The sequence below is a fragment of the Bacilli bacterium genome, from assembly GCA_036381315.1.
Lineage (GTDB): Bacteria > Bacillota > Bacilli > Paenibacillales > KCTC-25726 > DASVDB01.
This window is the reverse complement of the sequence record DASVDB010000077.1, coordinates 1-11833: the sequence shown is the minus strand read 5'-3', so window position 1 is coordinate 11833 and position 11833 is coordinate 1. Positions and strand designations below refer to the sequence as shown.

Genomic DNA, 11833 nt, shown 5'->3' with positions numbered 1-11833 from the left:
ATCAAGGAGAAATTTTTGCCGCCCGGCCATCCGGTCATGGTGTTTTCCGCAATCGCCAGGCTGTTTTATTCGCCTTGTTTGCAGCGGCGAGAACTAATTTACCACGCCGCATGACCCAAGTCAAGACCAATGTTTGGATTTTTGCCTGATATTATTCCCGAACGTCAAAAAAAATAAAACGTGTTATTACATCGCCGAATAGCGGAGCTGAACTTTCTCAAAGTTGACGCTGTCAACCATAACGACTTCTTTTACAAGATTGCGGGCAACCAATTTGCGCAGCAAAAGGCCAAGGTCAAGATGCAGATTTTTTAAGTTGGCATGGCCGTAAAGCTCGTGGATCGCCCATGATTTTTTTCTGCTTCTTAAAATGCGCAGCAAAAGCGCGCACCATTGCGACATTTTGGACATGACGGAAAACTCGCAGGCAAGCAGGACCAGTTGAACGCGTTGTTCCACCGATTCAAGGCTCGTTGTCAATTCTTCGTACAATTTGTAAATTCCCGGATTTATTTCGCGCAGCTGATCCCACACGGTAACTTCCGGATGCTGACCATGCTCAATGATCGCAATTCGCGCCCAGTGCGTTAACGCCTCCAAAATATTGGCGTAAGAATCCAACACCTGATTGTCATGCAAATCCTGCTTGGATTGCAAATAAGAGCGCAAAAAACGGGAGAATTCGATGAGTATTTTCTGCTCGCGCATCATGCGGGGAAAATCGCTCAATTTTCGCTTTAATTCGGCAAGATAACTATCTTTTTCGAAAACAATTTCTCCTTGCAGCACCCATTGCACCAGGCTTCGGTCGGTACCCGCCAAAACCGCGTCCGCAAAATGTTGCGAATCCATTCGCTTTTCTTGTATACGCACATCGTCTTTAATATAATGAAAAGTAGTTTCCGCTTGGCTTGTGTCTTTATATATGGCCAAGATCAGCAAATCAAAGCCGCCCGTTAGCGGGCTTAGCGAATGATTCGCCTTGATTGCCAAAACGCCGCAAATATTCTCGTTTGTTTGATAACGGCTTAAAAAATCGGCAAGTTTAGACCCCGTCATGTGACTCACATCCACGCATCGTTTCTTGAAATTTTGTTATCTAATATTTCTACAGGGAGCACGCATTTCCTGCCGAAAGAAAATATTGGCAGCAAAGGTTGATGGTGATTTTATGTTCTTTAAAACAAACAAACTGAATGAATTTCGTTTTTGGGGTCTTGTGCTGTTAATGCTCGGAATGCTGATCATGATCGTTGGCACTGCGGGAATTTTATTATGGGGAGAAAAAGGGCAAATTTTCACCGTTATTTTTATGATAGTGGGCATCCTATTTATGGCGGGCAGCATGGCCGTATATTTTTGGGCAGGCATGATGTCTACTTCGACCATTTCGCTCCAATGTCCCGAATGCGGCAAAATGACCAAACTTGTCGGCAAGACGGACCGTTGCTACCATTGCAAAACCATCTTGACGCTCGATCCGAGCCTGGCTAACACGGCGGCATCAGCCGACGAAGGCGACAGTAACGACAAGTAAAAAGGAGCCGATTCAAGAATCAGCCCCTTTGCTCCTTTAAGGCATTTGTTTTAGCGCATCGGCGATCGCATTCCATATTTCCGGCGTATCAAAATTTCTGCTCCATGAGGCGATTCCGGCCAATCCGTACTTCTTGACAATTTGAATGCGCGATTGCATGGATGCCGCATTTTCAATCCAGATTTTGTTTTTCGCCCCGTTCTCGCCAAATTCGACATAATACTGGCCGCTTTTTTGGTCAAAGGTCGGCTTTAACTTTTTCTCGGCGATGATTTGGGAAACCGCCGCCATCGATATGGCTTTCGATGAGACTTCCGTTTTGCCATCCACCGTTTTCTCCGTCCAGATGCGGGTATAAAGCGGCACTCCAAGCAACAGTTTTTCCGCCGGAACATGGTCGAATTTGATAATATCGGCGACGCCTTTTTCCGTCCACGGCAAGGACGCGACCGATCCCGCCTGCGGACTCGACGCCCAATGCTCATCGTAAGCCATCACGATCATATAATCGACGATTTCGCCCAAAGCTTCCCGTTCATAAAATTGCGACCACATTTCGCTGCCGCCCCTGACGGTTACATCGATCGATACGACCAGGCCCTGCTCATGCGCAAGCGGCGTGAACTCGCGAACGAACTGGGTCAACAGATGCCCGTCAGCCAATCGCACATTCTCAAAATCGATATTGATTCCCTGCAGATGATATAACTGCGCAAAACTTAACAATTGGTCGATTATTTTCTGTCTTGAATCGTATGTTTTGAGCATTTGCGCCGTCCAATCGGGATTGAAGCCGTTGGAGAAAAGCGCCCAGATTTGGTAGCCGCGATCATGCGCCCACTTGGCATAGGCCGCGTCGGCCTTGTTTTGCAAATATATTTCGCCCGTCTTATCCTCGGCAAATTGAAACCATGTCGGGCTGATCACATTTAAACCGGGCATGTTGCCGATTTTGGCGGTATCGGGATTTTTGCCGTAAACTTGTTCCCAGGTCAAATTGATTTTACCGCCGATTGGACTCCACGGGATATACGGCGACGGTTCCGGAGAAAACGGCACCGTTTCCATATGGTCAAGTTTGATTTCCTGCTTTCGCGCATAACCGATGATGCCGTTTTCAAGCTGAATTTTAAACCAACCCCCGACATCCTCCCACACCATCACCGCTTCATTCGCCGCCAACTCAGCTACAATCGGCGCTCGCGCGGTGGGTTTTGTTCTGACCTTTACCGTCCGGTTTTTGTAAGATATGGCCCTGGCCCACGAAATCGCGTCGCCTTGCCGGAAGATCAGCACCGCGCCTGTATCTTTTTGCTCCGATACGGTCAGATGATAGTATTGTTTAAGCTGCGCAATCGGTATATACACGGTCTCGCCGGATTTTTCGACAGGAAAGGAAAGAGCGAACGGCTTATGGTTGACCATGGCCGTCAATTGCGCGGTCTTCAATTGCACAACATGCTGTTTCGTCGTTAGGATGACGGATTGGGACGCATCGTCGAACACGATCGTGGGATCGATCCATTGTTGCACAACCGGCAAAGGAAGCCGCAAACTTTCCGCGGTTCCGATCGCCGTCTCCGGCATGATCTTACCCTGAATAAAAATCGGTTTTGCCAGCCCGTTGAACTCCGGCGGAACATGCCGAGCGTTCGGGGCAAATTGCCGCCACACAAAAAACGTGACAAGTGCGCTTGCGGCAAGCAACAGGAGCATGGCCGCAATTAGAAACAAAGCGATCTTCGCGTTAGCGCGCCGGGGTTGCCGCATTCGGCTTCGACTTGGCGTGATTTGAACTTCCATTAGCCTCCCTTTCCCTGCCCATAAACAGCAAAAAAGACGTATTTTCTCGTCTGCTGCGCAGTCGTGAAATTACGTCTATTATACTATATTCGCAATGTTTGCCGGCATGGAAAATACGCTCAATGTTTCCTTGCCCCGGCGCAACTTTCACAAATACCGTACACTTCCAAACGATGGCCTTTGATTTGAAAGCCCGTCTGCTCCAAAGCGGCTTCCTCAACGGATTTTATGGGCGGATGGTCAAAGTCTACGATTTTCCCGCATTGTTCGCAAATGGCATGATAATGATCGGACATGTCCGCGTCAAACCGGCTGGCGTCGTCACCGTAAGTCAACTCCCGCACTAGCCCGGAGTCGATGAATACCTTCAGGTTGTTGTAAATGGTCGCCACGCTCATGCTGGGAAATTTTCTTTCCAACGCCTTGTAAATTTCATCCGCGCTCGGATGGGACTTGGTATTCAGCAAATATGACAAAATCGCATGTCTCTGCGGAGTCATGCGCACACCCGACGATTTTAATTTATCGATTGCGTGCTCAAATTTTGCTCCCATTGTCCTCACCCCCATCCACTTATAATTATTTTACTTTTGTAATTATCCTCTGTCAATTCTATTCATAAAACTGTCGATTATTGGGTTTTGTTAATGGCGATGCTGCCGCTGGCGTCCACATTGATTTGGTACGTTCCCCGCCCGATTGTTCCGGAAATGGCGCGTTTTGTCGCAGCCAAGGGCAAATTGGTTTTGGCGCTGCCCAATTTGGTTTTCCCCTCTACGCGATAATCCCCGTTTTCCGGCACCTTAAGTTCAACCGACCCGATCGTTGTCTGAAGCTTCCAATCGCCGCCAACCGTGCCGCTCGATACATAAATGCCGCCTGACGTCGTGTCCGCATGAACCGCTTTGGCAACTTCTTGCAGGGAAATGGCGCCGTTTGTCGTATGGGCGCTTACGGAACCGCGCAATCGGGTTCCGGTAATTTTTCCGTTTATCGTGTCCATTTTTACATCGCCCGTAATTTCCTCGGCGGTCAAGCTGCCGTTAACGCTGTGCAGTTCGACGCTGCCGTCGATATGGCGAACCGTAGCTTTGCCATTTACCGTATCCGCCTTGACCGAACCGATGATATTGCTGACGGAAATGCTGCCGTTCATTGCGCGCAGTTCTTTATCCGCATCGCTTGTCCTGGGCACGGTAATATCCAGATTCATGCGGGGTTTTCGCTTTAAACCCAGCACTTTGTAGTCTTTCCCCTGCGCCGTAATCTGTAGCGTGCGCTCGCCCTCATAAGCAATGGTCGATTCATCGGCGATCCGCCGCGCATGTTCATCGTCGCCGGAAACCATAACGGTGGCGCGGATTTCGATTGCCGCAACATCGCCCGACTGCAGCGTTACATCTCCATTTTCGTTTGTGATGATGATACTTTCGGTGTCGTCCCGCAGCGGGATGTGCACCGTCTCTTTGCCGAATGTTGAGCCGCTTTCGTCGGAAACCGCGACGCCGAATTGATTGATTAAAGGAGCTAAAAGGGATGTTTGCGTTGCGGCGACCACCACAACCGCCAGCAGCGCGGAAAAAAACAGGCTGCCGAAATCGATGCGCAACCGGGACGGCTCATTGCGGCTGCGCATAGCGGCAAACAAAAATTCGCAGCCGAAGACGATTAACAGCATGGGCCACCATTTGAACATGACGCTTAAAAAGTACGTGTGCATGCTTAAATCGAGAAACAAAAGCACGCCTACGGTCAGCAACAGCAATGCGGCGGTATAACGTCCTACCCGGATCATTCCGATCGCATCCTCTCGCCGTTTTTACCTGTCCATGCGACCTGGTCGACATTCAATTCAAGCACGCCGGGCATTTTTCGCAGTTTTTCAATCAGTTCGACAAGCGGAAGCTCAGCCGGAAGGCGAACCGTAAATGCAATTTGGAAAATGGGCGCCGAGCTACCTTCGTTTGGGATATGTTCCGTTGTAAGCCGGCGAATTTCCGTGTTGTGCATCTTCAGCACTTCGGTTATTTCCCCCAGGTTTCCCGGCTTATCTTCTGTTTTGATTTTGATGACATGCAGCTTTTTTGCCCGAAACAGCCGTTTTTCCACTTTATTTAACACCATCAAATTGAACAGCACCAATGCTGTGCACAGACTGGCGGCAAAATAAAAACCGGCGCCGATCGAAAGCCCGATCGCGGCGACGACCCATAGCGACGCCGCCGTCGTTAGGCCGGTAATCGACAACCCGTTGTAAATAATCACGCCCGCGCCCAAAAAACCGATGCCGGTAATCACTTGTGCGGCCATTCGCGCGGGATCTATCCGCACATTGATTTCTTCGGCGAAATCGGAAAAGCCGTAAATCGACAGCAGCATGAGCAAGGCCGAACCGATGCAGACCAGAATATGCGTGCGAAATCCGGCGGCGCGATTGCTTTGTTCGCGCTCCCACCCAACCAGTCCGCCCAGGACCATAGCCAAAAAAAGCCTGATCGCCATATGCAGCGCGTCAATTTCCCATGGGTTGCCCATGCTAACACTCCCCCAAAGCAGGCAGACGGCGTACGACAGCCTGTTATGCCCGTCTCAAGACGAAGCAAGACGGCGAAACGAGGCCAAACTTGCGGATCATTGCCCGATAATCTCGCGAATCAGCTTGTTTACCAAGCCAGGATTGGCTTTGCCTTTCGTTTCTTTCATGACCTGTCCGACCAGAAAGCCGATCGCTTTTTCCTTGCCCGCTTGAAAATCGGCGACCGACTGCGGATTATTGGCGATTACTTGCTCCACAACCGACTTGATCGCGCCCTCGTCGGAAATTTGCACAAGCCCTTTTTCCTGCACGATCGCTTCCGGCGATTTGCCCGATTCGAGCATGTCTTTAAATACGGCCTTGGCAATCTTGCCGCTGATCGTCCCTTTGTTAATCAAGCTGATCAAATCGCCTAGATTTTTGCCTGAGATCGGCACGTCATCCGGTTCCAAACCATTGGCATTCAAATAACCCGAAAGATCGCCCATGATCCAGTTGGCCGCCGCTTTTGCGTCACCGCAATGCCGCAAGCTTTCTTCAAATAAATCCGCCAATTTTACCGAAGCGGTAATGACTTTCGCGTCATAATCGGACAAGCCGTATTGTTCCGTATAACGGGCTTTGCGGGCATCGGGAAGCTCCGGTATCGATGCTTTCACGCGTTCTTTCCACGCATCGTCGATTAACAGCGTCACAAGGTCGGGATCGGGAAAATAACGATAATCGTGGGCCTCTTCCTTTGTGCGCATGGAAACCGTAACGCCGCGGTTTTCGTCCCAACGGCGCGTCTCCTGCACGATTATGCCGCCGTCCGCAAGCACTTCCGTCTGCCTTTTTACTTCGTACTCCAACCCGCGCTGCACGCCGCGGAACGAGTTCATATTTTTCAATTCCGTTTTGGTGCCGAACGCGGTTTGTCCGAATGGGCGGATGCTCACGTTGGCGTCACAGCGCAGCGAGCCCTCTTCCATTTTTACGTCGGAGACGTCGCAATATTTGATGATCGCTTTTAATTTTTCCAAATAAGCCCTCGCCTCTTCGGGAGAGCGGATATCCGGCTCGGAGACGATCTCGATCAGCGGCGTCCCCACTCTGTTAAAATCGACCAGCGAATCAAAACCGCTGCCGTGCATCAATTTCCCCGCGTCTTCCTCCAAATGCAGCCGGGTTATGCCAATGCGCTTCGTTACGCCGTCCACTTCGATATCGATCCAGCCGTTTTTCCCGATCGGCTTGTCGTACTGGGAAATCTGGTAAGCTTTCGGCAGGTCGGGATAAAAATAATTTTTGCGGTCAAATTTGCTTTCCGACGCGATTTCGCAGTTTAACGCCATCGCCGCTTTCATCGCATATTCCACAGCCTGCTTGTTCAACACCGGAAGAACGCCCGGATGCCCCAGGCAAATCGGGCATGTATGCGTGTTGGGCGGCGCGCCGAAAGAAGTGGAGCAGCCGCAAAAAATTTTCGTTTTGGTGTGCAGTTCAACATGGACTTCCAAACCAATGATTGTTTCATACTTTGTTTCCGTTGCCGGCATCGTTTTTTCGCTCCTTTCCCCTACTGTTTCACACCGTCGATTGGCGGCGTCTTAAGATGATGTTCCGTATGCTGTTCAAAAGCGTGCGCAACGCGTAACACGGTCGATTCCTGAAAGTAATTCCCGATAATTTGCAGCCCGACAGGCAACCCGCCGACAAACCCGCAGGGCACGCTGATCGCCGGCACTCCGGCCAGGCTCACCGGAATCGTTAAAATATCGTTCAAATACATCGTCAACGGGTCGTCCGCCTGCTCGCCGATTTTAAACGCCGGCGTAGGCGCGGTCGGGCCGATGATGACGTCATATTTGGCCAACGCTTGCTCGAAATCCCGTTTGATCAGCGTCCGCACTTGCTGCGCTTTCAGATAATAGGCGTCGTAATAACCGGAGCTTAGCGAATAGGTGCCCAGCATGATCCGCCTTTTCACTTCATCGCCAAAGCCTTCGCTGCGCGTCTTCGTGTACATGTCGAGCAAATTGTCGGCATTGCTGCTGCGCACGCCGTAGCGCACGCCGTCATAACGCGCCAGATTGGAAGAAGCCTCGGAAGAGGCGAGAATATAGTATGCGGCCACCGCGTATTCCGTATGGGGCATCGACACTTCTTCCCACGTCGCACCTAACTTCTCCAAATCCGCCAAGGCGGCGTATATGTTCTCCTTGACTGCCGGGTTCACGCCTTCACTCAGGTATTCCTTCGGCACGGCGATGCGCAGGCCGGCAACGTCCCCGCTTAACGCACACAAATAGTCGGAGGTTTCCATATTGGCGGATGTGGAATCAAGCGGATCATGTCCCGCAATCGCCTGCAGGACAAACGCCGCATCTTCCACACTGCGCGTTAAAGGCCCGATCTGATCCAACGAAGAAGCAAACGCAACCAATCCGAATCGGGACACCAGCCCGTATGTCGGCTTCAATCCGACGACGCCGCAATAAGCGGCTGGCTGGCGGATCGAGCCGCCCGTATCGGAGCCCAGCGCGAATACGACCTGGCCGGCGGCAACTGCCGCGGCCGATCCGCCGCTTGAACCCCCCGGAACATACGCTGTATCCCATGGATTCCGGACCGGGTGAAAAGCGGAATTTTCATTGGAACTGCCCATCGCAAATTCATCCATATTCAATTTGCCAACGGTTATGGCATCCGCATCTTTAAGCTTTTTTACGACCGTGGCATCGTAAATCGGCCGATAATTGGCCAATATTTTGCTGCCGCACGTTGTCGGCAATCCCTCGGTTGCGATATTGTCCTTGATGCCGGCGGGTATGCCGAACAACAATCCGCGGATTGCGCCGCTCGTATGGAATCGGGCGTCCATTTCGGCGGCCGCCAGACGGGCGTGTTCTTCATTCAGCGCCAGAAACGCTCCGATTTTTGCGTCTGTATCGTGAATTCGCTGCAAAGACGCGCCGACAAGGTCCGTAACGGACAATTCCTTGTTGGCCATGCGGCGGTGCAGCTCTCTGATCGAATATTGCGTCAACGACAATCTAACTCCTCCTTATGTTTGCGGCATTGCCAATCTTAATCCAACACGGCCGGCACTCTGAATTGGCCGTCTTCTCCGTCCGGCGCGTTCAGCATGACTTTTTCAATCGGCCATGAAGGGCGCACTTCATCATCCCGCAAGACGTTGTTTAACGCGATCACGTGGCTGGTCGGCGGGACATCGGCGGTATGCAGTTCATTCAATTTTTCCACAAACGCCAAAATTTTGCCCAGCTGCTCGGCGATTTTCGTTTTTTCCACATCCGTAAATTCCAGTCTGGCCAGCTTGGCCACATGATCGACATCTTCCATGCTAATGCTCATTGCTTCATTCGACCTCCGAAATTCTCGTCATTATCCAACCCATTATAACACAATGCATTTCCAAGGATAAACGCTGCGCCATCACGTAAGGCCAAGCTTTTCATATCCATTTTATTTTAAGTCAGGGTAAGTCAGATCTTGATCGGTAACCTTTTAATATGGGTTGTAACGCGCGCCAAATGAAAAAAGCCTTCCCAACGCGAACGTTGAAAAGGCGTGTTTGCAATCGCTTCAGAACGGCTTAAATCCACGCTTTCAGATTGACCTGCTTGATAAATTCATCCTGGCTAAGCGGTTTGTTTGCTTCCGGCTGATTTTCCCCGGCAGCGTCCCCATTCATGACACGATAGAACAGATCGGCATTTTTGGTCGCCAGCGCAAATTCGATCAGCGCTTCTTTTTCCACCTGTTCCGCTTCCCGTTGCAAAATCACTTCTTCCAATTCCACATCTGCCGCCGGGACATAATAATGCTTGTTTTGATTCGGCACCCGGATGACATAATCGAATGCATTGTCCGCGTTACGGTCATAGGCAATGATATAGGCATAACTGCCAATGGGAAGGTTCTGTTCGAATCGATCGGAAACGATGTACACTTTCTGCCCCAGACGAAACATTTCCCTTCCTCCTTTTTATTTATGCTGAAAAAAATCGCGCCATCTTGTATTTATATCCTACTAAATTTTTGGCGCAGTGTCTATCCGACGGATAACTTCATTTTAGATAGAAACAATCAAATTCGCAATAATCCGCCGGGAGTTTGCGTCAGCCGCTCAAATCCGGAATCCGTGATCACATATGTGTTTTCAATGCCGACCACGCCGCGCCCGGGAAAAGTGAATTTGGGCTCGACGGCCAACACCATGCCCGCTTCCAGCGGATAGCGAAATCCTTTTGCCAATACCGGAAACTCGTCAACCTCCAGACCGATGCCGTGCCCGAGAAATTTGACCTGATCTTTGCCAAAACCCATAAAATGGTTTTCCAAACCCGCCTCTTTGGCATAAGCCAACGCCGAAACATATAAATCTTCACAAATCACGCCCGGCTTCAGCATCGACTCGGCATGCGCCAAAATGCGCTCCGCGGTTTCATAAGCATGCAGCAAATCCGCCGGCAGATCGCCGATCACCGCCGTGCGCGTCTGATCCGTTACATAGCCGTTCAGCGTGCAGCCTATATCGATCAGTATCGGCTCGCCGGCGGCAATTTTTTTTACGCCAACGCCTTGCGGGCTGGCTGCGCCCAAACCTTCCCCGCCCGCGGGGCCGTCGAAATAAGTGGGGGCGGCGGCTGCCGCGCCGGAACTGACAATTCCGGTGATCAATTCCTGATTGTAGCCGCGCATGCGCATGACGCCCATATGGCCCTGCCTGCGCAACGATAATTCGATTTCACTGATGAATTCCAATTCCGTCATGCCGGCGGAAAGTTTGGCAATGCCATGCTGAAAAGCAAGATCGGTGGCAACAGCCGCCTGTTTCAGCAACCCGATTTCATAATCTGATTTGATCATGCGCAGTTCGCGGATCATCGCCGAACCGTCGATCCATTTTACGGCAGGCAATGCCGACTTGAGACGCTGATAAATTTGCACCGGCAGCACGTCAAAATCGGCGGCGACCGCTATTTCGCGGCCATCGGCAAACAAATCGGGGAAACTTGCCTTAAGCTTCCCGTTAAAAGTCTTCAGCGATCCGAGTTCGATAATCGGGACAACCGACTCCTCATTCGCCCGCAAGACGCTCCGCCTCACATAAAAAACCGGTTCCCCCGCGACGGGCACGAGCACATACCCAGTTTGCATCGACCCTGTCAAATAAAAAATATCGACGTTTTGCGTGACAAGATAGGCATCTACGCCCGCTTGCGCCAATTTTTTCTGCAAGTTTTGGATTCGTTGTTGATGTTCCATCGCGCGCCCCCAACCGTCAGCGTGTTCTTTGTCTATTCTAATACATTCGGCAAAAAAACAAAATGCCGCAGAACGACTTTCCGTCTGCCGGCATTGGCAAATCCTGTTTTGAGCAAACGCCAATTTGCGGGAAACATTCGATTAGCGGTCGACCGTTTCCGCGGTGCCTTTGACCACCCACTGAATGGGCCCGAGAAGATTGAATATGCCGGGATAGGCGACGCGAACGATCATAACCACTCCCGGCCGTTTAAGCGTGACATGATAGTGGTAGGGCTTGTTTTCATATTCATAGGGAAACGTATATCCCTCGCCAATCACAGCAAATTCCAGCAGATCAACGGGCTCTTTCAGAAAAGAGCCGGGCAGCGGGCGGTTTGTTTCATCCAGATGCAAATTTTTTTGCAAATAAAGAAGCGCGGTTTCCGCGGCCAAATCCGGATCTATCGCGATCTTTCCTTCGGCAAGCAGGCTGATTTGGGTTTGCTGCGCCGCCGCATGCGCTGCGCGATTGACCGCATGCTTCGCAAGGAACAATGTTTTCAGCGACATCTCCTCATCGATTTGCACAGATGTCAAAATTGCGCACAACCCAATGATCAGCACATACAAAAGCAGTTTGTACATGGCTTAACCACATCTTTCGCATCCGCAAATATAACGAAGCCCGCCTATGCGCACCC

12 protein-coding genes are annotated in these 11833 nt (G+C 50.9%); 1 reads left to right on the top strand and 11 read right to left on the bottom strand.

Features of this window, described 5'->3' with window-relative positions; genetic code table 11:
* Nucleotides 1–186 precede the first annotated feature (186 nt).
* On the bottom strand, nucleotides 187–1059 hold the full coding sequence (locus tag VF260_05995) for a nucleotidyltransferase-like protein (GenBank protein ID HEX7056733.1): 873 nt from the start codon (nucleotides 1057–1059) through the stop codon (nucleotides 187–189).
* Between the two features lie 112 nt (nucleotides 1060–1171).
* Here VF260_05995 and VF260_05990 point away from each other — a divergent pair, with 112 nt between their 5' ends.
* Nucleotides 1172–1537 carry a DUF2614 family zinc ribbon-containing protein gene (locus VF260_05990; GenBank protein HEX7056732.1) on the top strand — a complete coding sequence of 122 codons (366 nt, stop codon included), beginning with the start codon at nucleotides 1172–1174 and terminating at the stop codon, nucleotides 1535–1537.
* Between the two features lie 36 nt (nucleotides 1538–1573).
* Here the strand turns inward: VF260_05990 and VF260_05985 are convergent, their stop codons facing one another.
* The 10 genes from VF260_05985 to VF260_05940 all read right to left on the bottom strand — a co-directional run bounded on the left by VF260_05985 (nucleotide 1574) and on the right by VF260_05940 (nucleotide 11777).
* On the bottom strand, nucleotides 1574–3340 hold the full coding sequence (locus tag VF260_05985; protein HEX7056731.1) for a glycosyl hydrolase family 18 protein: 1767 nt from the start codon (nucleotides 3338–3340) through the stop codon (nucleotides 1574–1576).
* Nucleotides 3341–3459: 119 nt separating this feature from the next.
* Nucleotides 3460–3894: a Fur family transcriptional regulator gene (locus tag VF260_05980; GenBank protein ID HEX7056730.1), complete on the bottom strand. Its 435-nt coding sequence runs from the start codon at nucleotides 3892–3894 to the stop codon at nucleotides 3460–3462.
* Between the two features lie 77 nt (nucleotides 3895–3971).
* The gene (locus VF260_05975; GenBank protein ID HEX7056729.1) at nucleotides 3972–5135 is read right to left on the bottom strand and encodes a DUF4097 family beta strand repeat-containing protein; all 1164 of its coding nucleotides are present in this window, start codon (nucleotides 5133–5135) and stop codon (nucleotides 3972–3974) included.
* On the bottom strand, nucleotides 5132–5875 hold the full coding sequence (locus tag VF260_05970; protein HEX7056728.1) for an MgtC/SapB family protein: 744 nt from the start codon (nucleotides 5873–5875) through the stop codon (nucleotides 5132–5134). Before VF260_05970 ends, VF260_05975 begins: the two co-directional genes overlap by 4 nt.
* A gap of 96 nt (nucleotides 5876–5971) precedes the next feature.
* Nucleotides 5972–7414: an Asp-tRNA(Asn)/Glu-tRNA(Gln) amidotransferase subunit GatB gene (gatB, locus tag VF260_05965; GenBank protein HEX7056727.1), complete on the bottom strand. Its 1443-nt coding sequence runs from the start codon at nucleotides 7412–7414 to the stop codon at nucleotides 5972–5974.
* A 20-nt stretch (nucleotides 7415–7434) separates the two neighbouring features.
* Nucleotides 7435–8910, bottom strand: a complete 1476-nt coding sequence (gene gatA, locus VF260_05960; GenBank protein HEX7056726.1) for an Asp-tRNA(Asn)/Glu-tRNA(Gln) amidotransferase subunit GatA — start codon at nucleotides 8908–8910, stop codon at nucleotides 7435–7437.
* 35 nt (nucleotides 8911–8945) lie between these two features.
* Entirely contained in the window at nucleotides 8946–9233 is a 288-nt protein-coding gene (gatC, locus tag VF260_05955) for an Asp-tRNA(Asn)/Glu-tRNA(Gln) amidotransferase subunit GatC (GenBank protein HEX7056725.1), read from the bottom strand.
* A 241-nt stretch (nucleotides 9234–9474) separates the two neighbouring features.
* Entirely contained in the window at nucleotides 9475–9852 is a 378-nt protein-coding gene (locus tag VF260_05950) for an ATPase (protein ID HEX7056724.1), read from the bottom strand.
* Nucleotides 9853–9968: 116 nt separating this feature from the next.
* Entirely contained in the window at nucleotides 9969–11150 is a 1182-nt protein-coding gene (locus tag VF260_05945; GenBank protein ID HEX7056723.1) for a Xaa-Pro peptidase family protein, read from the bottom strand.
* A gap of 141 nt (nucleotides 11151–11291) precedes the next feature.
* Nucleotides 11292–11777, bottom strand: coding sequence for a hypothetical protein (locus VF260_05940; protein ID HEX7056722.1), 486 nt, complete (start codon nucleotides 11775–11777; stop codon nucleotides 11292–11294).
* Between the last annotated feature and the right edge of the window lie 56 nt (nucleotides 11778–11833).